Annotated in this window: 19 protein-coding genes; 14 read left to right on the top strand and 5 right to left on the bottom strand. The window is 65.4% G+C overall.

The window, feature by feature from the left end:
• Positions 1 to 292: 292 nt before the first annotated feature.
• Together H8A92_RS17255 and H8A92_RS17260 are read right to left on the bottom strand one after the other, a co-directional pair.
• Positions 293 to 805, bottom strand: a complete 513-nt coding sequence (locus H8A92_RS17255) for a GcrA family cell cycle regulator (protein ID WP_163153111.1) — start codon at positions 803 to 805, stop codon at positions 293 to 295.
• A 259-nt stretch (positions 806 to 1,064) separates the two neighbouring features.
• A complete protein-coding gene (locus H8A92_RS17260) occupies positions 1,065 to 1,304 on the bottom strand; it encodes a hypothetical protein (RefSeq protein WP_229196891.1) in 240 nt (79 codons plus the stop codon).
• On the opposite strand from H8A92_RS17260, the gene H8A92_RS17265 reads away from it, so the two are divergent.
• The 3 genes from H8A92_RS17265 to H8A92_RS17275 all read left to right on the top strand — a co-directional run bounded on the left by H8A92_RS17265 (position 1,303) and on the right by H8A92_RS17275 (position 4,647).
• Positions 1,303 to 2,511: an aspartate aminotransferase family protein gene (locus H8A92_RS17265; protein ID WP_229196892.1), complete on the top strand. Its 1,209-nt coding sequence runs from the start codon at positions 1,303 to 1,305 to the stop codon at positions 2,509 to 2,511. The two genes, H8A92_RS17260 and H8A92_RS17265, sit on opposite strands and share 2 nt — an antisense overlap.
• The gene (gene argF / locus H8A92_RS17270; protein ID WP_229196893.1) at positions 2,511 to 3,437 is read left to right on the top strand and encodes an ornithine carbamoyltransferase; all 927 of its coding nucleotides are present in this window, start codon (positions 2,511 to 2,513) and stop codon (positions 3,435 to 3,437) included. Before H8A92_RS17265 ends, argF begins: the two co-directional genes overlap by 1 nt.
• Before the next feature lie 208 nt (positions 3,438 to 3,645).
• A complete protein-coding gene (locus H8A92_RS17275; protein WP_229196894.1) occupies positions 3,646 to 4,647 on the top strand; it encodes an Hsp33 family molecular chaperone in 1,002 nt (333 codons plus the stop codon).
• Positions 4,648 to 4,783: 136 nt separating this feature from the next.
• On the opposite strand, the gene apaG is transcribed toward H8A92_RS17275, so the two are convergent.
• Positions 4,784 to 5,182 carry a Co2+/Mg2+ efflux protein ApaG gene (apaG, locus tag H8A92_RS17280; RefSeq protein ID WP_163153106.1) on the bottom strand — a complete coding sequence of 133 codons (399 nt, stop codon included), beginning with the start codon at positions 5,180 to 5,182 and terminating at the stop codon, positions 4,784 to 4,786.
• Between the two features lie 356 nt (positions 5,183 to 5,538).
• Between apaG and H8A92_RS17285 the strand changes: the two genes are divergently transcribed.
• From H8A92_RS17285 to H8A92_RS17305, 5 genes are all read left to right on the top strand, one after another.
• A complete protein-coding gene (locus tag H8A92_RS17285; RefSeq protein ID WP_229196895.1) occupies positions 5,539 to 6,810 on the top strand; it encodes an OpgC domain-containing protein in 1,272 nt (423 codons plus the stop codon).
• Positions 6,807 to 7,580 (top strand): SGNH/GDSL hydrolase family protein, encoded by a 774-nt coding sequence (locus H8A92_RS17290; protein ID WP_229196896.1) that lies wholly within the window; start codon positions 6,807 to 6,809, stop codon positions 7,578 to 7,580. The genes H8A92_RS17285 and H8A92_RS17290 overlap by 4 nt, the downstream gene beginning before the upstream one ends.
• A 14-nt stretch (positions 7,581 to 7,594) precedes the next feature.
• Positions 7,595 to 8,602: an SGNH/GDSL hydrolase family protein gene (locus H8A92_RS17295; protein ID WP_229196897.1), complete on the top strand. Its 1,008-nt coding sequence runs from the start codon at positions 7,595 to 7,597 to the stop codon at positions 8,600 to 8,602.
• 251 nt (positions 8,603 to 8,853) lie between these two features.
• Positions 8,854 to 10,356, top strand: coding sequence for a glycerol kinase GlpK (gene glpK / locus H8A92_RS17300; RefSeq protein ID WP_229196898.1), 1,503 nt, complete (start codon positions 8,854 to 8,856; stop codon positions 10,354 to 10,356).
• Positions 10,357 to 10,419: 63 nt separating this feature from the next.
• Entirely contained in the window at positions 10,420 to 12,864 is a 2,445-nt protein-coding gene (locus tag H8A92_RS17305; RefSeq protein WP_229196899.1) for a penicillin acylase family protein, read from the top strand.
• On the opposite strand, the gene H8A92_RS17310 is transcribed toward H8A92_RS17305, so the two are convergent.
• Positions 12,845 to 13,321, bottom strand: a complete 477-nt coding sequence (locus H8A92_RS17310; protein ID WP_229196900.1) for a hypothetical protein — start codon at positions 13,319 to 13,321, stop codon at positions 12,845 to 12,847. The two genes, H8A92_RS17305 and H8A92_RS17310, sit on opposite strands and share 20 nt — an antisense overlap.
• A gap of 150 nt (positions 13,322 to 13,471) precedes the next feature.
• On the opposite strand from H8A92_RS17310, the gene H8A92_RS17315 reads away from it, so the two are divergent.
• From H8A92_RS17315 to H8A92_RS17340, 6 genes are all read left to right on the top strand, one after another.
• Complete coding sequence (locus H8A92_RS17315; RefSeq protein WP_229196901.1) at positions 13,472 to 14,065, top strand: GNAT family N-acetyltransferase; 594 nt, start codon at positions 13,472 to 13,474, stop codon at positions 14,063 to 14,065.
• Between the two features lie 330 nt (positions 14,066 to 14,395).
• Positions 14,396 to 15,022, top strand: a complete 627-nt coding sequence (locus H8A92_RS17320; protein ID WP_229196902.1) for a glutathione S-transferase family protein — start codon at positions 14,396 to 14,398, stop codon at positions 15,020 to 15,022.
• A gap of 1,059 nt (positions 15,023 to 16,081) precedes the next feature.
• Positions 16,082 to 17,497: a threonine synthase gene (gene thrC, locus H8A92_RS17325; RefSeq protein ID WP_229196903.1), complete on the top strand. Its 1,416-nt coding sequence runs from the start codon at positions 16,082 to 16,084 to the stop codon at positions 17,495 to 17,497.
• Positions 17,498 to 18,787: a M16 family metallopeptidase gene (locus H8A92_RS17330; protein WP_229196904.1), complete on the top strand. Its 1,290-nt coding sequence runs from the start codon at positions 17,498 to 17,500 to the stop codon at positions 18,785 to 18,787. It abuts the gene before it with no gap.
• A 165-nt stretch (positions 18,788 to 18,952) separates the two neighbouring features.
• On the top strand, positions 18,953 to 19,540 hold the full coding sequence (locus tag H8A92_RS17335) for a GNAT family N-acetyltransferase (protein WP_029079870.1): 588 nt from the start codon (positions 18,953 to 18,955) through the stop codon (positions 19,538 to 19,540).
• Between the two features lie 130 nt (positions 19,541 to 19,670).
• Positions 19,671 to 20,324 (top strand): hypothetical protein, encoded by a 654-nt coding sequence (locus tag H8A92_RS17340; RefSeq protein WP_229196905.1) that lies wholly within the window; start codon positions 19,671 to 19,673, stop codon positions 20,322 to 20,324.
• Positions 20,325 to 20,478: 154 nt separating this feature from the next.
• On the opposite strand, the gene H8A92_RS17345 is transcribed toward H8A92_RS17340, so the two are convergent.
• Positions 20,479 to 20,964, bottom strand: a complete 486-nt coding sequence (locus tag H8A92_RS17345; protein ID WP_229182362.1) for a F0F1 ATP synthase subunit B family protein — start codon at positions 20,962 to 20,964, stop codon at positions 20,479 to 20,481.
• Positions 20,965 to 20,966 lie beyond the last annotated feature (2 nt).

The following is a 20,966-nucleotide window of genomic DNA, read 5'->3' on the forward strand; positions in this document are numbered from 1 at the left end:
CCCCCCTTGCGGGGGAGGGTGGGGAGAGGGGTAAGCCCCGGGCTGTAACGGAAAACGTGTAGCGACATCCTCTCAACCGAACCGACGGCGCTTGCGCTCTGCTCGCATTCTTCGCAACCGTCAGCGGAGCAAGCGGCACCCCTCTCCCCAACCCTCCCCCGCAAGGGGGGAGGGAGCCCAACACGCGTGCTCACCTCACGTCGCGCTACGGTCGGATGGTTACTTGCCGACAAAAAAATCCCCGCTTGCGCGGGGATTTGTTTTTGTAGTCCAGGCTAGTTTTCCCGAGTGCTTACTTGATCTGTGGCTTCGCCGACGGCCTGCGACGGTCGCCAGCGGGCTGGTAGGCGACGCGCGAGTGATGCGCGCAATAGGGCAGGCCGCCGAGTGCCTTGCCGCCGCAGAAGAAGAATTCCGGGCTCGATGGATCGCCGACCGGCCAGTGGCAGGTGGCCTCGTTGAGCTCGAGCAGCGAGAGCCGCTGGCTCATCGGCACCACGTTGTCGTAGGAGATCGGATCGGCCTCCATCTCGACCTCGAAGGCGTGCGCGAGCGCGGTGTTGCCGCGCGAGACCGGGCGCGCCACCCGCATCATGTGCTGGGCGGGACGGGCCTTGCGCTGCCGCGGGGCGGCTGTCGAGGGGGCCTTGGCGCGGCCGGAGAGGCCGAGCCGGTGCACTTTGCCGATCACGGCGTTTCGCGTCACATTGCCAAGTTCCGCTGCGATCTGGCTGGCCGAAAGGCCAGACTCCCAGAGCTTCTTCAGCTGCTCGACGCGATCGTCGGACCAGGTCAATACAGTCATCACATTCTTCCTTTCGCGGAGCGCCGGCCAGGCATTGGAGCGGCGCTGCGAGCCAATCTGGACAAATATCCCTGCGGCCAGAATCCCTTAGCCCTCGCCGGGCGCGGTGTTGCGCCCGAACGTTTACGTGAGACACGAAGGCTACTTAGAGGGTCCAGTACTGCCGCACGAGATGTCGTACCCGACAGGCCAAACGCTACAATATGGCGTGACTCTGGCGCAAGAGTCCGCGGCCGTGCGTCCACATGTTCCCACAAAGTTAAGCATTGCAATGAGGCTTTTCCACCGCACCGGAATGCTCCGGATTGCGCTGGTTTCGCATTGCAGGAAGGCCGGCAAAGGCGGGCTCCCGGCGATTGACACCGACCAGCCGCCGCATAGAATGCCCCTCACGTGCCGCCCGCAAAGGCGGCACGTTTTGTTTTCCGAAGCTGGCCGTTGCTGCGCTGGCGTCAAGGCGCGCGGCAATCGTCGGTTCAAAACCGTCAGTGAACGCCATGACCAACAGCGCCTCGTCGCATCTGCTCCCCGTCTTCGCCAGGGTCGATCTCGGCTTTGAGCGCGGTGAGGGCGCCTGGCTGATCGCAACCAACGGCGACCGCTATCTCGATTTCACCTCTGGTGTCGCGGTGAACGCGCTCGGGCATGCGCATCCGCATCTGGTCAAGGCGCTGCAGGAACAGGCGACCAAGCTCTGGCACATGTCGAACCTGTTCAAGAGCCCGGACGGCGAGGTGCTCGCCGCGCGGCTCTGCGAGCAGAGCTTTGCGGACTTCGTGTTCTTCTGCAATTCCGGCGCGGAAGCGATGGAGGGCGTGATCAAGCTGGTCCGCCACTATCACTTCTCCAAGGGCCATGGCGAGCGCTACCGCATCATCACCTTCGATGGCGCCTTCCACGGCCGCACGCTGGGCACGCTGGCTGCGACCGGCTCGGCGAAATATCTCGAGGGCTTCGGCCCGCCGATGGACGGCTTCGACCAGGTGCCGCATGGCGACATCGAGGCGGTGAAGAAGGCGATCGGCCCGCACACCGCCGGCATCCTGATCGAGCCCGTGCAGGGCGAGGGCGGCGTGCGCTCGGCGCCGCAGGCGTTCTTCAAGGCGTTGCGCGCGCTCTGCGACGAGCATGGCCTGTTGCTGGCGTTCGACGAGGTGCAGACCGGCATGGGCCGCACCGGCGAACTGTTCGCCTACAAGCGCACCGGCGTCACGCCGGACGTGATGTCGCTGGCGAAAGCGCTCGGCGGCGGTTTCCCGATTGGCGCGGTGCTGGCGACCGCGCAGGCGGCGGCCGGCATGGCGCCGGGTTCGCACGGCTCGACCTTCGGCGGCAATCCGCTCGCGGTCGCAGCCGCCAATGCCGTGCTCGACGTCATGCTGAAGCCCGGCTTCTTCGACCATGTGCAGAAGATGTCGCTGCTGCTCAAGCAGAAGCTTGCTTCCGTGATCGACCGCTATCCCGGCGTGCTGTCGGAGGTGCGCGGCGAGGGCCTGTTGATCGGCGTCAAGGCCGTGGTGCCGTCGGGCGACCTGATCGCCGCGCTGCGCAACGAGAAGCTGCTCACCGTCGGCGCCGGCGACAATGTGGTGCGGTTCCTGGCGCCCCTGATCGTGACCGAGGCCGAGATCGACCAGTCGATCACCTCGCTCGAGCGCGCTTGCGCAACGCTTTCAGCGGGACAGCCGAAGAAGGCGGCGGGGTGATGAGCAAGCCGGTCCGTCACTTCCTCGACATCGACGAGCTGCCGCTCGCCGAGCTACGCAACATGCTCTCCGCCGGAGCCGCCATGAAGGCGAAGCTGAAGGCGCATGAGAAGGGCAGGAAGCCGCTCGAAGGCAAGACGCTGGCGATGATCTTCGAGCGCCCGTCGACCCGCACAAGGGTGTCGTTCGACGTCGGCATGCGCCAGCTCGGCGGTGAATCCATCATGCTGACCGGCGCAGAGATGCAGCTCGGCCGCGGTGAGACCATCGCCGACACAGCGCGCGTGCTGTCGCGCTATGTCGATGCGATCATGATCCGCATCCTCAACCATGACGCGCTGCTCGAGCTCGCGGCTCATGCCACCGTTCCCGTCATCAACGGCCTGACCCGGCGCTCGCATCCCTGCCAGGTGATGGCCGATCTCATGACCTACGAGGAAAATCGCGGCTCGATCGAGGGCAAGACGGTGGCCTGGACCGGCGACGACAACAACGTGCTGGCCTCCTGGGCGCACGCGGCCGAACGGTTCAAGTTCCAGCTCAATGTCGCGACCCCGCCGGAGCTTTCGCCGAAGAAGCCGATGCGCGACTGGATCAAGGCGACCGGCGCGCCGATCCAACTCGGCACCGATCCGGAAGCCGCCGTGCGCGGCGCCGACTGCGTCGTCACCGACACCTGGGTGTCGATGGGCGACAAGGAGGGTGAGCACCGTCACAACGTGCTGCGGCCCTATCAGGTCAATGCCAAGCTGATGTCGCTCGCCAAGCCTGACGCCCTGTTCATGCACTGCCTGCCCGCTCATCGCGGCGAGGAGGTCACCGACGAGGTGATCGACGGGCCGCAATCCGTGGTGTTCGACGAGGCGGAAAACCGCCTGCATGCGCAGAAGGGCATTCTGGCCTGGTGCTTCGACACGGTCGCCTAGTCGTAGATCAGTAAACGTCGTCGTCCCGGGCAAGCGAAGCGCGACCCGGGACCGATAACCACCGTTGTAGATTTGCGAAAGCTGGGGCCCCAGCTTGGCGCAGCAACTCACATCGGTGGTTATGGGTCCCTGCTTTCGCAGGGACGACAGAGATATCCGCCTTAGTGAACCCCTTTATTTCACGGTCCGAGACCCCAGATAGAGCGCCATGGTTTCACAATCCCCCGACATCAAAATCACGACCGAGACGCCCACTCGCGCGCCGTCAGCGGTTCCTGTTGACGATGCCGTGCTGGCCTTCGAGGTCGGCGCGCTGGACTTGCGTGGCCGGCTGACGCGGCTCGGCCCCGCGCTCGACGAGATCCTGCACAAGCACGATTATCCGCCGGCGGTTGGCAAGCTGCTCGGTGAGGCCATCGTGCTGACCACGCTGCTCGGCTCGTCCGTCAAGTTCGAGGGCCGCTTCATCCTGCAGACCCGGACCGAAGGCCCGGTCTCGCTGCTGATCGTCGATTTCCAGGCGCCCGACCGGCTCCGTGCGTATGCGCGCTACGACGCGGCGCTGCTCAAGCCGGGACAGACCTCGGGCGAGCTGCTCGGCAAGGGCCATCTTGCGATGACCATTGATCAGGGCTCGAACACCAGCCGCTACCAGGGGCTGGTCGCGCTCGACGGCGGCGGCCTCGAAGAGGCAGCCCACGAATATTTCCTGCGCTCGGAGCAGATTCCGACGCGGGTGCGGCTTGCGGTCGGCGAGGAGATGCGCGGCGGCGAAGGCGGCAAGCTGCACTGGCGCGCCGGCGGCATCCTGCTGCAATTCCTGCCCAAGGCCCCGGAGCGCGCCAAGCAGGCCGATCTGCATCCCGGCGATGCGCCGGAGGGCACGGCGACGCACAGCGTGCCGGATGACGACGCCTGGGTCGAGGGCCAGTCGCTGATCTCGACCGTCGAGGATGTCGAGCTGATCGATCCGGATCTGTCCGGCGAGCGGCTGCTGTATCGCCTGTTCCATGAGCGCGGCGTGCGCGTCTTCAACCCGCAATCGCTGCGCGCGCAGTGCTCCTGCTCGCGCGATGCGGTGTCCTCGATGCTGAAGAGTTTTGCGCCGAACGATCGTGCCGAGATGGTCAAGGACGGCAAGGTCGTCGTGACCTGCGAGTTCTGCTCGTCGGTCTACGAGTTCACGCCGCAGGAAGCCGGCGTCGAGTAGGCGCGTTCGTCGTCACACACACACAACGCGTCTGTTTCTGGATACGGATAGGCCGCGGCGTACTGTCATGCCCCGCCGGAGATTGTCATCGGGCTCGCCGAAGGCGAGACCCGGTGGCGGGGCATGATAACGGGGGCTAATTCAACACCCGCTTGCCATCCGGGCTCGGGCTGTCGAGCGAGAAGGTCGGCACGTCGATCTCAAAACGCTCGCCAGCTTCGGTCACCATCTGGTAGCTGCCGGTCATGAAGCCGGATGCGGTCGGCAGCGGCACGCCGCTCGTGTATTCGAAGCGTTCGCCGGGCGCGAGCACCGGCTGCTCGCCGACCACGCCTTCGCCGCGCACCTCCTGGCGGCGGCCGGTGGCGTCGGTGATGATCCAGTGCCGCGTGCGCAGCTGCACCGTTTCCGGGCCCGAATTGACGATTACGATCTTGTAGGACCAGAAATATTCGCGCCGGTCGACCGACGAGCGATCCGGCATGAAGTTCGGCTCGACGGTGACTTCGATCTGGCGGGTAACGGCGCGGTACATACGGCTCAATCCGATAATCTCGGCACGTGATCTGTTCTGACCGGATCACGCACAAACAGGGCGCCATCATAGCCAATTGGTCAGCCGGAACCAATCGCCTGCCGGGCCGTGAAAAGCCGGACTTGGGCAGCCGGGCTTGGACCGCCGGGCTTGGACCGCCGGGCTTGGGCAGCCGGATTTGGAAAGCGGGACTCGGAAAGCCGGATTTGGAGCCGTCCGTTCATCGCGGTTTCAACATAGTTCCGCTCTAAAGCGCGGCCGCATGTCGCCGCACTCTGCGCTTTGTCGGCAAGTCGTACGCGAATAGTATCTTTTCAGCTGGGCATGCGGGGCGTCCGCGGCCGACACGGTGTTTGATGAGCTCGATTGCCGATCCCATAGCCGGTGCGCCGGTGGCTGACGCCAAGGCCGAGGCCAAGAGCGACACCAGGAGCGAGGCCAGGGCGAAGGCTGCCGCGCCCGCGATCACGCTGCCGGCGACCGGTGAGCGCGAGCTCAGGCTCGACCTGTTCCGCGGGCTCGCGCTGTGGCTGATCTTCATCGATCATCTGCCGACCAATCTCCTGACCTGGCTCACGATCCGCAATTACGGCTTCTCCGACGCCACCGAGATATTCATCTTCATCTCCGGCTACACCGCGGCCTTCGTCTATGGCCGCGCGATGCTGGAGGGCGGCTTCGTGATCGCGACTGCGCGCATCCTGCGCCGGGTATGGCAGATCTATGTTGCGCATGTCTTCCTGTTCACGATCTTCCTCGCCGAGATCTCCTACGTCGCGACCTCGTTCGAGAACCCGCTCTACAGCGAGGAAATGGGGATCATGGACTTCCTCAAGCAGCCCGACGTCACCATCGTCCAGGCGCTGCTGCTGCGCTTCCGGCCCGTCAACATGGACGTGCTGCCGCTCTATATCGTCCTGATGCTGTTCCTGCCGCTGATCCTGTGGCTGATGAAATGGAAGCCCGACGTGACGCTTGGCCTGTCGGTCGTGCTCTATGCGCTGACCTGGCAGTTCGACCTTTATCTGTCGGCCTATCCGAACGGCTTCTGGGCGTTCAATCCGTTCGCCTGGCAATTGCTGTTTGTGTTCGGCGCCTGGTGCGCGCTCGGCGGCGCGCGGCGGATGTCGCGCATCCTGTCGTCGAACATCACGATGTGGATCTGCATCGTCTATCTGGTCGCCGCGTTCTTCGTGACGCTGACCTGGTACGTGCCGCAGCTCGGCCACATCATGCCGAAGCTCATCGAGCAATGGATGTATCCGATCAACAAGACCGACCTTGACGTGTTGCGGTTCGCGCATTTCCTCGCGCTCGCAGCCCTCACCGTGCGCTTCCTGCCCCGGGATTGGCCGGGCTTGAAATCGCCCTGGCTGCGACCATTGATCCTGTGTGGCCAGCATTCGCTTGAGATATTCTGTCTCGGGGTATTCCTCGCCTTTGCCGGTCACTTCGTGCTTGCCGAAGTCTCCGGCGGTGCCGCACTGCACGCCTTGATCAGCGTCTGCGGCATCCTGATCATGTGCGGGATGGCGTGGATTATTTCGTGGTACAAGCACTCCGCCGACAAAGGCGCCTCGAAAAAAGGTGCCGCCGGCAACGCCGATATGGCGGGAGGGGGAGCATGAAGTCCGCGCGGACGATGCTGGGCCTGATGCTGCTGGCCGCCTGTTTGGCGGCCGCGCCCGTGCGCGCCGGCGACACTCCTGATCCTGCACCGCCGGCGCCGCCCTGCGACGTGCCCGCCTATCTGCTGGCGAGCGAAAGCTCGCTGCCGAAGGTCACCGATGCGGTGAAGGCCAATCAGCCGCTCAACGTGCTGGTGGTGGGCAGCCGCTCCTCGACCATCCTCGGCAACGAGGCGAGTGCCTATCCGGCCATGATGCAAACGGCACTGAAGGAGGCATTTCCGGCGGCGACCATCGATCTATCCGTAGAATTACAGGGAAAAGGCACCGCGGAGGAGACCGCGGGAACCCTCGTTAAGCTTGTCGAAGCAAAAAAGCCTACTTTGGTTATCTGGCAGACCGGGACGGTCGATGCTATGCGAGCGGTCGATCCCGACGATTTCCGTACCGCCATCAACGACGGCGTTGTTGCGTTGCGGGGCGCCGGGACTGACGTGGTGCTGGTCAATCTGCAATACAGCCCGCGTACGGAGACGATGATCTCTGCACCGCCATATCTCGACAATATGAAGGTGGTGGCGCAGCAGCACGACGTTCCGCTGTTCGACCGGTTCGCGATCATGAAGCAGTGGAGCGACGCCGGATATTTTGATCTGTTCAGCACCTCGCATGGTGTCGATCTGGCCAAGAAGGTTCACGCCTGTCTCGGCCGGGCCCTTGCGAAATTCGTGATCGATGCGGCCCATCTGGGCCCGGTGCAGCAGAATTAGAGGAAGCAGAGTTGATGCGTTTTGTCTTCCCTTTTCGCTCCTCGGTAGCGCGAGGCCTGTGCGCCGTGGCGGCGCTGGCGTTGCTCGCGCCGCTCTCGGTTGTGCCGTTGTGCGCGCAGACCGGCCAGGCCGACCAGCATGCCGCGCTGTCATCGGGTGCAAAGACTGAAGCAGTCAGGCCTGATGCGGCCAAGCCTGCGGTGATCGCCGCCGACACGTCCGATCAGCAACCGGGCGTTGCCACCAGGGCGCTCGACAAGGTGAAGCAGGTCGCGAAATCCGCGAGCGACATCTTCCACCGCGTGCCCTGTCATCAGCCGACCGGCGTGCCGAACACCACCGGCTCGCTGCCGCATGTCGCGGCCAAGCTCGCGGCCGGCAAGCCGGTTATCATCATCGCGTTCGGCTCGTCCTCGACCCAGGGCTATGGTTCGTCGGCGCCGGAATTCACCTATCCCAACCGGCTCGCCGGACAGTTGCGCCGGCAATATCCCTCCGCCGACATCACCGTGCTCAACCGCGGCAAGGGCGGTGAAGACGCGCCGGAGATGATGCGGCGGTTGCAGACCGAAGTGATCGACGTGCATCCCGACATGGTGATCTGGCAGGTCGGCACCAACGCGGTGCTGCGCAACCTCGATCCCACCGAGACCGCCAAGCAGGTCGAGGACGGCGTCGCGCGCATCCAGGCTGACGGTGCGGACGTCGTGCTGGTCGATCCGCAATATTCGCCGCGCGTCACCGAGCGCCCCGAAAGCGCGCGCGGCATGGTCAAGCTGCTCGGCCGCATCGCCGCGTTGCGCCATGTCGGCATCTTCCCGCGCTTCGAGGTGATGCGCGACTGGCACGAGAAGCAGGCGATCCCGATCGACGATTTCGTCATCGCCGACGGCCTGCACATGAACGACTGGGGCTATGCCTGCTTCGCCCAGCTGCTCGGCGACGACATCATCCGCTCGGTCGGCGCGATCAAGATCGGCGTCAACGTCCCCGCCGACGTCAGGACCTACCGGCCGATGTGATCGGACGGTCTTCTCTCAATCCGTCACCCTGAGGAGGCCGCGTAGCGGCCGTCTCGAAGGGGCGACGGCCCGACTGGGGCCGTGCATCCTTCGAGGCTCGCCCAGCGGCGCAATTGCGCCGCAAGGCTCGCACCTGAGGATGACGGGTCTGCTACCGTCGTGGATCATCCCGGCACACCCACCAGCAATCTTGACCTCACCGCGGTAATCCGCTCCCTTGGCGCCTCTACCAAGTCTCAAGGGAAACGCTCATGTCTTTCGTGCTGGCCATCGATCAGGGCACCACATCGTCACGCGCCATGGTGTTTCGCAGCGACATCTCCATCGCCGCGGTCGCGCAGCAGGAGTTTCCGCAGCATTTCCCGGCCTCCGGCTGGGTCGAGCACGAGCCGGAGGACATCTGGACCTCGACCGTGATGGTGTGCCGCGAGGCGTTGGAGAAGGCCGGGCTGAAGGCCAAGGACATCGCCGCGATCGGCATCACCAACCAGCGCGAGACCACCGTGGTGTGGGACCGCGCCACCGGCCAGGCCGTGCACCGCGCCATCGTCTGGCAGGACCGCCGCACCGCCGATATCTGCGCCAGGCTCAAGGCAGAAGGCCATGAGCCGGCGATCTCGGCGAAAACCGGCCTGATCATCGATCCCTATTTCTCCGGGACGAAAGTTGCCTGGATACTCGATCACGTGCCGGGCGCGCGCGAACGCGCCGAGCGCGGCGAGCTGTTGTTCGGCACCGTCGACTGCTATTTGTTGTGGCGGCTCACCGGCGGCCGAATGCACGCCACCGACGCCACCAACGCCTCACGCACGCTGCTGTTCAACATCCACACCGGTGCGTGGGACGACGACCTCATCAACCTCCTGCGCGTGCCGCGCTCGATGCTCCCCGAGGTGAGGGATTCCTCCGCCCGGTTCGGCGAGAGCACGGCTGATCTTTTCGGCGGCCCGATCGCGATATCAGGCATCGCCGGCGACCAGCAGGCCGCGACCATCGGCCAGGCCTGCTTCGAGCCCGGCATGATGAAGTCGACCTACGGCACCGGCTGCTTCGCGCTGCTCAACACCGGCACCACGCCAGTGGCCTCGAAGAACAAGCTGCTCACCACCATCGCCTATCAGCTCGGCGGCGAGCGAACCTACGCGCTCGAGGGCTCGATCTTCGTTGCCGGCAGCGCGGTGCAGTGGCTGCGCGACGGGCTCGGCATCATCAAGCATGCCGCCGAGACCGGGCCGCTTGCCGACAAATCCGACAGCATGCAGAGCGTCTATCTGGTGCCGGCCTTCGTCGGCATGGGCGCGCCGTACTGGAATCCGCGCGTGCGCGGCGCGCTGTTCGGGCTGACCCGCAACACCGGCCCAGCCGAGCTCGCGCATGCGACGCTGGAGAGCGTCTGCTACCAGACCTTCGATCTGTGGGCCGCGATGCGCACCGACTGGCCGGAGGCGAACGCCGCCAACACCGTGCTGCGCGTCGACGGCGGCATGACCGCATCCGACTGGACCATGCAGCGGCTCGCCGATCTGCTCAACGCGCCGGTCGATCGCCCGATGATCCAGGAGACGACCGCGCTCGGCGCGGCCTATCTCGCCGGTCTCGAGGCCGGGGTCTATCCGGAGCCCGCCAAGTTCGCCGACAATTGGCGGCTCGAGCACCGCTTCCGGCCGGCAATGAGCGAAGCAACGCGCGACCGCAAGCTCGCCGGCTGGGCCCGCGCCGTGAAGGGCGTGCTGGCGAGCGACGAAGGAGAGTAGCGCCGGGAGAAAAATTCCGGCTCAAGTCTCGCAACCAAAAATAACAACCATCGGAGAACAACAATGAACACGGATCTCAACCGCGTCACCAGGCTGCTCACCGCAGCACTCTGTGCAGCAACGCTGGCCGCGCCCGCCGCCGCGCGCGAGAAGCCGAGCCCGCTCGTCGCAGCGCGTGAGGTCAAGACCGACGTCGCCGGGCTGAAGGCGCCGGGCCAGATCCTGGTCGACGTCTGGGGCATCCCGCACATCTATGCCGGCAACGAGCAGGATCTGTTCTTCCTGCAAGGCTTCAACGCCGCGCGCGACCGGCTCTGGCAGATCGATCTCTGGCGCAAGCGTGGCCTTGGCCTCCTGGCAAAGGACTTCGGCCCCGCTTATGCCGAGCAGGACAAGGCGCTGCGGCTGTTCCTCTATCGCGGCGACATGAATGCGGAATGGGCCGCCTATGGTCCGAAGGCGAAAACCTATGCCGAGGCGTTCGTCGCCGGCGTCAATGCCTATGTCGCCGACGTCAACGCGGGCAAGCGGCCGCTGCCGATCGAGTTCAGGATCGCCGGCACAAAGCCGGACCTGTGGTCGGCGGATGACGTGGTGCGCGTCCGCAGCCACGGCCTGACGCGCAATGTCGCCTCCGAGGTGAAGCGGTCGCTGGTCGCCTGCGCCGCAGGCCTCGATGCCGATCGCTTCCGCGTCAAGCTGGAGCCGGAATGGACCACGAAGATTCCTGAAGGCCTCGATCCGTGCAGCGTGCCGAAGGGCGTGCTCGCGGCCTACGACCTCGCCACGCGCCCGGTCAAGTTCGCCGCGCCAAAAGACCAGAGGGCGGCGCTGGCGCACGATCCCGACACATTCCTCGCCGAGGCCGATCAGCAGCGCGACACCATCGGCTCCAACAACTGGGTGATCGCGGCATCGCGCACCGCGACTGGACGTCCGATCCTCGCCAACGATCCGCATCGCGAGCATTCGGTGCCGTCGCTGCGCTACATCGTCGGCCTCAACGCGCCCGGCATGTCCGTGATCGGCGCCGGCGAGCCGGCGCTGCCGGGCATCTCGATCGGCCATAACGACACCATCGCGTTCGGTCTCACCATCTTCAACGTCGACCAGGAAGACCTCTACGTCTACGAGCTCAACCCGGACAATCCGAACCAGTACCGCTACGGCACGGGCTGGGAGGACATGCGCATCGTGCACGAAAAGGAAGCGGTGAAGGGCGAAGCCGAGCGCGACCTCGAGCTGAAGTTCACCCGCCACGGCCCGGTGATCCTTGTCGACGCCGACAAGAAGCATGCGTTTGCCGTGCGCTCGATCTGGTTCGAGCCCGGCACCTCGGCCTATTTCGGCTCCTCCGACTACATGACCGCGAAGTCGTGGGCCGGGTTCCTCGGCGCGATGCGGCGCTGGGGCGCGCCATCGGAGAACCAGGTCTATGCCGACACATCGGGCAATATCGGCTGGGTCGCCGCCGGCAAGACGCCGCGCCGCACCAGCTTCGACGGGCTGATGCCGGTGCCCGGCGACGGCCGCTACGAGTGGCAGGGTTTTCTGTCGCTCGACGAGTTGCCGAAGCTGTATCAGCCGAAGCAGGGCTTCATCGCCACCGCCAACCAGATGAACCTGCCGGCGGATTATCCGGTCAATGAGCGCCGGGTCGGCTTCGAATGGTCCGACAGCGCGCGCTGGCAGCGCATCGTCGAGGTGCTGCAAGCCAACAGCAAGGTGACGCTGGCGGACGCGATGGCGTTGCAGAACGACGACACCGGCATGATCGCGCGCCGTCTCGTCGCGCTGCTGAAGCCGCTCACGTCAGGCGATGCCAACGTCAGGAAGGGCCTTGATCTCCTGAAGGTGTGGGACGCGCGCGATACGGAGGACAGCGCGGCAGCCGCCGTCTACGAGGTCTGGATTGCAAACCATCTCGGTCCGGTCTTGCTCAAGACCACCGCGCCGAAGGCGGCCGAGCTGATCGCGCCGGAGGCCTCCAGCATTTCCGCCATCGTCGGCTATCTCGAAAAGCCCGACGCGTCGCTCGGCAGCGATCCCGCAGGCGCGCGCGACCGCGTGTTGCGCGACAGCCTCGGTGCGGCCGTCGCCGACGTCACCGACAAGCTCGGGGGCGATGCGTCCATGTGGCGCTGGGGCCGGTTGCATGTCGCGAAGTTCGATCACGCGCTGATGCCGCTCGCCGACAAGGCGACAGCCATGCAGATGACGGTCGGCCCGCTCGCCTACGGCGGCGCCGCCAACGTACCGCGCGCCGCCACCTATCGCCGCTCCGACTATCATCTGCTCTCCGGTGCCTCGTTCCGCATGGTGCTCGATGTCGGCAATTGGGACGCGAGCCGCACCATCAACACACCAGGCCAATCCGGCGATCCCTTCAGCGGCCATTACCGCGACCTCGCGCCGTTGTGGGCGACGGGCCAGTATGTGCCGTTGCTCTACAGCCGCGGCGCCGTGGAAGCCGCGACTGCGGAGGCAATCACGCTAACGCCGCGGTGAGGAGCCACAACACCACTGTCGTCCCGGGCAAGCGAAGCGCGACCCGGGACCCATAACCACCGCAGCTAGTTGGCTTGCAGCGCTGGGGCCACAGCTGTCGCGATGACAGGACCCTGTGGTTATGGGTCCCTGCTTTCGCAGGGACGACACTGAATGTATGGAAGCGCCTTGGCCCTACCCCGTTCTGCTTCTCCTGCAGCTCCAACATCGCACGCAGCGTGTCGTCGCTGAGCTTGCCGTGCGGTGACGGCGTCCGCCGCTCGACGGTCTCGACCGGTCGCGCGTGCTCCGGAATGACCGGAGCGCTACGTACCGGCGCGCCGTCCTCGATGTCGGCGGCCTCATCAGCCGCACTCGCACCATAGGCGTAACCCACGCCGCGCCGGCGCCGCGTGGGCTTCGGCTTCGGTGGCGGCGGCGCATAGATGATCGGCGGCAGCGTGTGATGGCGCGACACGGTCGTTGCTCCGGCGGTCTCTCCACATGGAGCCGTTGATTCGCCAAAGCACCCACTGACAAATCGGTAACATTGTTGCCCGGCGTTGCATTGCATCTGCCGCGACATCCGAATATCTCCGGCCGACAACCCAGAAACAAAGGTCGCGCGATGCTGCTGCCCGATGGTTATTCCGACATCCCGCGAGGCAAGATCGCCGCCGTCGTCACACATCTGGAAATGACTGCACGTCCGCCGCGGCGCGACGATCCGCCGGGCGCGTGGCGCCTGCGGAAGGTCGATCCACCCGCGCTCGATTGGTATCGCGATCTCTACCGCCGCGTCGGCGAAGAGTGGCTGTGGTTCACTCGCACCGGGCTCGAAGACGCTGATCTTGCGTCACGGATCCACGGCCCCGGCGTCGAGCTTTACGGGCTCGTTGTCGACGGCAATGACGAAGGCCTGCTCGAGCTCGATTTCGGCGTGCCCGGCGAATGCCAGCTGCTCTATTTCGGCGTCACCGCAAAATTCATCGGCACCGGCGCGGCGCGCTTCCTGATGAACCGCGCGCAGGAGATCGCCTGGTCGCGCGACATCGGCCGCTTCTGGGTGCACACCTGCACCTTCGATCATCCCTCCGCCGTCGCATTCTACCAGCGCTCCGGCTTCCGCCCGTTCCTGCGCCAGATCGAGGTGGCGGATGATCCGAGGCTCAATGGCAAACTGCCGCGCGATGCGGCGAGGCATGTGCCGGTGATTGGGTAGCTGCGGCCACAGACTACGTTGTCGTCCCGGGCAAGCGTAAGCGCGACCCGGGACCCATAACCACCGAAGTGAGTTGGCTTGCAGCGCTGGGGCGCCAGCCTCTGCCGCAACGGAAGCCGGTGGTTATGGGTCCCTGCTTCCGCAAGGACGACACTGAATATGTGGCTTAATTGCTCGCGATGCTTCATCGGAATGTCTCAGCGTGTTGCAAAGCCGCGCGGTCCATCTACGATGATGCAAAGCGCAACCTTTGACCCCGGCGTGGCCGCAACCCCGAAAGCCTTGCTCTCGCCGGTAGTGGCTGCCGCGGCACGACCTTCGAGATGACAGATGTTTTTGATCGGCCAGTACGACTCGCCCTTTGTCCGCCGCACCGCGATCGCGCTGCGGCTCTATGGATTGCCGTTTGAGCACAAGCCGTGGTCGACCTTCGGCGATGCGGAGAAGGTTGCGGCCTACAATCCGGTGCAGCGGGTGCCGACACTGGTGCTTGACGACGGCGAGGCGCTGATCGAGAGCGGGGCGATCCTGGATTATCTCGACGAGCTGGTCGGGCCGGAGCGGGCGATGCTGGCGCGCTCCGGCGTCGAGCGGCGTCGGCATCTGCGCATCATGGCACTGGCGACCGGGCTTGCCGACAAGGCGGTGAGCCTTGTCTATGAGCGCGTGCTGCGCAAGGAGCAGTTGAAGCTGTGGGTCGAGCGCTGCGAGGGGCAGATCTCCCGTGTGCTCGCGGTGCTGGAGCAGGAGCGCGCAGCGGTGCAGACGCCTTACTGGTTGGGCGATCGCATCGGTCATGCCGACATCGCGGTGGCCTGCGCGTTGCGCTTCACCGGCGAGGCACATCCGCATCTGTTCGATGCGCGCTATCCGGCGCTGCAAGCCCACGCCGCGCGCTGCGAGGCGCTGCCTCCGTTCCAGGAGATTGTACAGCCGCTGGCGCCGCCGAAGGGGTAGGGATCAAGGTCTCGCGTTACGTGAGGTGAGCACATCTCCCAGGCTCCCTCTCCCCTTGCGGGAGAGGGCGGGGAGAGGGGTGGCCCCGGGCGCGATGATCGATGAGCGCATTGCCTTCGCAAGTTCGTTGTTGGTTGACGAGACGAATACGGAGAGAGCACGCCGTGTGGCACCCCTCTCCCCAACCCTCCCCCGCAAGGGGGGAGGGAGCCCCGCCTCCGAAGCCTCCCTCACGCGCGCGCGTGCCACTGAGTTGCCCGACGGCGCAAGGCCCCGCAGCAAAAATATTTCGCTTTATCCGAAGTGCAGCCCGGTGTATGAATTCCCCGTCTCGCCCGATCAAGGGGCGTTTCGCGATCGTCACGAACGCGGGTCGAGATGCGGTGGACGCTGATTGCGCAGTCGACGAATGCGCATGATGCGGACGGCGAAATCGTGCAGGCCTGACGCCCTAGTGGTAGGTGTCTTTTCCGATTGCGCAATGCGCGTTGCGAAGACGGTGACAACAAAGCCCAGTCTCGCCGGGGAGAGCACGTATAAGCCGTAAGCCATCGCGCAGGGAAAGCCGGATTGCTCCGGTTACACCTGTGGTCCTACCCCCGAGCTTTCTACCCTTTTGCTCGGGGCCCATGGGTGCGATCGGCACCCGGCTTTCCCTGCGCCCTCTGCAAGAGAGGGCGGAACGAAATCCAAAAGCTCGGGCGAAACATGTCGCGAGAACGCGAAGCTGTGTCCCCATCCTCATTGTCGTCCTGGCGAAAGCCAGGACCCACTACCCGGAATCTCCATTATTGCGCGACGCTGGGGCCAGTATCCCGTTCATCACCGAATCCGGTGGTTATGGGTCCTGGCTTTCGCCAGGACGACGGCGGTGTACGTGGCGACGGTGATGGCCATTCGCTGGCAGCACCACCCCGCGTGACCTCGCGGCGCGTGCTACGGGCTACCCATTGCCGGTCCGATCTTCTATGGTGAACCCGTTCGGGTCGCATGCGGCGAACTCGATAATTCCATGATATCAAAGGCTTAAGGCTCGGATCGAAGCCTTTGGAGGGCGGTTTGACGCGGTATATTTCGACCAGGGGTGAGGCCCCGGTGCTTGGCTTCTGCGATGTGATGCTGACCGGGCTTGCCCGTGACGGCGGGCTCTATGTGCCCGAGACCTGGCCGCAGCTTTCGCAAGAGACCATCGCCGGCTTCTTCGGCCGTCCCTATTGGGAGGTCGCGGTCGAGATCATCCGCCCCTTCGCCGCCGGCGAGATTTCCGACGCCGAGCTCGGCCGCATGGCGAACGAGGCGTATGCCACGTTCCGGCATCCCGCGGTGGTGCCGCTCGACCAGGCCGGGCCGAACCAGTTCCTGCTCGAGCTGTTCCACGGTCCGACCTTGGCGTTCAAGGACGTCGCGATGCAGCTGATCTCGCGGCTGATGGATCACGTGCTGGCCAAGCGCGCGCAGCGGACCACCATCGTGGTCGCGACCTCCGGCGATACCGGCGGCGCCGCGGTCGAGGCGTTTGCCAATCTCGACAATGTCGACCTCGTGGTGCTGTTCCCGAACGGCCGCATCTCCGAGGTGCAGCGCCGCATGATGACGACGACCGGCGCTGCCAACGTCCACGCGCTGGCGATCGAGGGCACGTTCGACGATTGCCAGGCGCTGGTGAAGGAGATGTTCAACAACCATCGCTTTCGCGACCGGGTGGCGCTGTCGGGCGTCAACTCGATCAACTGGGCGCGCATCGTGGCGCAGGTGGTCTATTACTTCACGTCGGCGGTCGCGCTCGGTTCTCCGCAGCGGACGGTCGACTTCACGGTGCCGACCGGAAACTTCGGCGACATCTTCGCGGGCTATGTGGCGAAGCGCATGGGGCTGCCGATCCGCTGGCTGCGCATCGCCGCCAACGTCAACGACATCCTGCCGCGCACGCTGAAGACCGGCAATTACGAGGTGCGCGAGGTGCACGCCACGGCGTCGCCGTCGATGGACATTCAGGTGTCCTCGAATTTCGAGCGGCTGCTGTTCGAGGCGTCTGGCCGCGACGCCGACCAGGTCCGTCGCCTGATGGCCTCGCTGAAGCAGTCCGGGCGCTTCGTGCTCCCGGATGCGACGCTGGCCGCCGTGCGCCGCGATTTTGACGCCGGCCGCGCCGATGAGACCGAAACCGCGGCTGCGATCCGCGCCGCCTGGCGCGAGGCCGGCGATCTGGTCGATCCCCATACCGCGGTGGCGCTCGCGGTCGCCGACCGCGATACCTCGGATTCCAAGATCCCGAACATCGTGCTGTCGACCGCACATGCGGCCAAATTCCCCGACGCGGTCGAGGCCGCCTGCGGGGTGCGTCCGCAGCTGCCGGCCTGGCTCGGCGGGTTGATGACCAAGTCCGAGCACATGACGGTCATGAAGAATGATTCTGCCGAGGTCGAGCGCTTCGTGCTGTCGGTCAGCCGTGCTGCCAAGCAGGGAGTTGCCTGAATGAGCGTTGAAATCACCAAGCTGCCGAGCGGCCTGACCGTCGTCACCGACACCATGCCGCATCTGGAGACCGCGGCGCTTGGGGTCTGGGCCGGGGTCGGCGGGCGCGACGAGAAGCCGAACGAGCACGGCATCTCGCATCTGCTGGAACACATGGCGTTCAAGGGCACCGCGCGGCGCTCCTCGCGCGAGATCGTCGAGGAGATCGAGGCGGTTGGCGGCGATCTCAATGCCGGCACCTCGACCGAGACCACGGCCTATTATGCGCGGGTGATGAAGGCCGACGTGCCGCTGGCGCTCGACGTGCTGTCCGACATCCTCGCCAATCCGTCCTTCGTGCCGGATGAGCTCGAGCGCGAGAAGAGCGTCATCGTGCAGGAGATCGGCGCGGCGCAGGATACGCCCGACGACGTCGTGTTCGAGCATCTCAACGAGCTCTGCTATCCGGACCAGCCGATGGGCCGCTCGCTGCTCGGCACCGCCAAGACGCTGAAGGCATTCAACCGCGACATGCTGCGCGGCTATCTCTCGACGCATTACCGCGCCCCCGACATGGTGGTCGCCGCCGCCGGCGCGGTCGATCACAAGCGCGTCGTCGAGGACGTCGCACAGAAATTTTCCAGCTTCGACGCCACGCCGGCGCCGAAGCCGCAGGCTGCGATGTTCGGCAAGGGCGGCTCGAAGGTGGTGCATCGCGATCTCGAGCAGGCGCATCTGACGCTGGCGCTCGAAGGCGTGCCGCAGAACGACCTGTCGCTGTTCTCGTTGCAGGTGTTCACCAACACGCTCGGCGGCGGGATGTCGTCGCGGCTGTTCCAGGAGGTGCGTGAGAAGCGCGGGCTGTGCTACTCGATCTACACCTTCCATGCGCCCTACACCGACACCGGCTTCTTCGGGCTCTACACCGGGACCGATCCCGCCGACGCGCCGGAAATGATGGAAGTCATCGTCGACGTCATCAATGATGCGGTCGAAACCCTGACCGAGGCCGAGGTCGCCCGCGCCAAGGCGCAGATGAAGGCCGGGCTGCTGATGGCGCTCGAAAGCTGTTCATCCCGGGCCGAACAGTTGGCGCGTCATGTGCTAGCCTATGGCCGGCCGCAGACCGTGGAAGAGCTGGTGGCACGGATCGACGCGGTCAGCGTCGAATCGAGCCGCAACGCCGCCCGCGCCCTGCTGTCGCGCAGCCGGCCCGCCGTCGTTGCCCTCGGCAGCGGAAGGGGTCTGGACACGGCGGTGTCTTTTGCGGAAGGATTGACGAACTCGAAGGCAAAGACGCTGCTGCATTAGAAGTTACCTCTCCCCGCCTGCGGGGAGAGGTCGGATTGCGAAGCAATCCGGGTGAGGGGGTACAGGTCCCCGACAATCGGCTCGCTCGTGGAAGCAGCCCCTCACCCCGACCCTCTCCCCGCAAGGGCGGGGCGAGGGGGAAAGTGAGCGGGGGAGTGTTGGGCCATGGCCCTGTTTCGTTTGCCGTCTAGTGGACCGGCTGCACTGATGCCGCGTGGTCACGGGCTGTTGCTGCGGGCGCCGCAAATGTCGGATTTCCCGCAATGGGCCCAGTTGCGCGAATTCAGCCGCGCCTATCTCACGCCATGGGAGCCGATCTGGCCCTCCGACGACCTGACCCGCGCCGGCTTCCGCCGCCGGTTGCGCCGCTACACCGAGGATATCGCCGCCGACCGGTCCTATCCGTTCATCATTTTCCGCGAATCGGACGGGGTGATGATCGGCGGGATCACGCTCGCCAATGTCCGCCGCGGCATCGTGCAGGCCGGCACGATCGGCTATTGGGTCGGTCTGCCGCACGCCCATCGCGGCTACATGACGACAGCGCTGCGGGTGCTGCTGCCCTCGCTGTTCGGCGAGCTCAATCTGCACCGCATCGAGGCCGCCTGCATTCCGTCCAACGCGTCGTCGATCCGGGTGCTGGAGAAGTGCGGCTTCACCCGCGAGGGCCTGGCGCGGCGCTATCTCTGCATCAACGGGATCTGGCAGGACCATTTGCTGTTCGGCCTGCTGCACGAGGATTTCCGCGGCTGATTCCTGAGCCTTTCGGCCGATGGCAGGCCGCGTTCCATGCCTTCTCAAGATGCCTTGGGTTCGCCGCCATTGGCTTGCTATAACGCCCGCGAAACGGGGAACCCGGATTTGGAGAGTTTAGGGATATCGCATGGGTGACAGGGTGATCAGGTTCGCGCTCGCAGCGGCGGTGTCGATCGGGCTCGGGGCCGCCCTGATGCCGTCGGCGGCTTCGGCGCAGTCGCTCAGCGACCGCTTCAAGAGCCTGTTCGGCGGGGGCTCGTCCGACTCGGCGAAGCCGGCGACACCCGCGGCGCCGCAGCAGCTCAACGATGCCGATGCCGAGCTGACCTGTCCGCCGGTGCAGATCCGCTCCGGCGCCTCCACCTATTCCGTGGCCGCGACCGGCAAGGAAGCGGTCGGCAATGACGTCAAGTTCCTGGCCTCGATCACCCGCACCGCGCGGCAATGCAACCTGAACAGCGGCATGATCACCGCCAAGATCGGGATCCAGGGGCGGATCATCGTCGGTCCCCAGGGCGCGCCGCCGTCGATCCAGGTGCCGCTCCGCGTCGCCGTGGTGCAGGGCGGCGTTGGCGAGAAGACGATCGCGACCAAGGCCTACACGACGACCGTGCAGATGGATGAGAGCGGCAGCGTGCCGTTCAGCCTGGTCGCCGAGGATTTGGTCTATCCGGCGCCATCGGCCGCCGACAACGACAGCTACATCTTCTATATCGGCTTCGACCCGCAGGCCCTGAAGCCGGAGCCCAAGCCGCGCGCCGCCCCCCACAAGAAGAAGTAGGGCTGGAGCGTTTTCGAGCGAAGCAGGTTACCGGTTTGCGTGAAGAATACGCGTCAAAGCAAAACCAGCCGCATCACGCGAACGGATTTGGACATATAAAAAGGCCGGCGCGATCAGCTCGCGCCGGCCTTTTCTGGAAGGAGTTGAGATCGCGTCAGTTCAGCTTGGAGCGGACTTCGGCGATGCCCTTGCCGACGAGGTCGTCGGCAACCGAGCCCTTGACCGACTGCGACAGGATGGTCGAGGCGGCGGTCACGGCGGCGTTGGCCGCGGCGGCGCGCACATCGGCCACGGCCTGGGCTTCGGCCTGGGCGATCTTGCTCTCGGCGGTCTTGGTCCGCCGGGCGACAAAATCTTCCATCTTGGTCTTGGCTTCGGCCGCGATCCGTTCGGCTTCGGCCTTGGCGCCGGAGATGATCTCCTGAGCCTCGCGCTCCGCGCTGGCGCGGCGTGCCTTGTACTCGCCGAGCAGCTTGTTGGCCTCGTCCTTCAGACGGCGGGCGTCCTCGAGCTCGGCCTTGATGCGCTCGGCACGGTGGTCGAGCGCCGTCAGCAGGGTGCGGTGGACGCCGAGGTAACCGAACACGACCATCAGAACGACGAAGGCGATCGCAACCCAGGTTTCCGGTTCGTAAAACATCG

Origin of the sequence: Bradyrhizobium acaciae (assembly GCF_020889785.1) — a bacterium.
GTDB classification, from domain to species: Bacteria; Pseudomonadota; Alphaproteobacteria; order Rhizobiales; family Xanthobacteraceae; genus Bradyrhizobium; species Bradyrhizobium acaciae.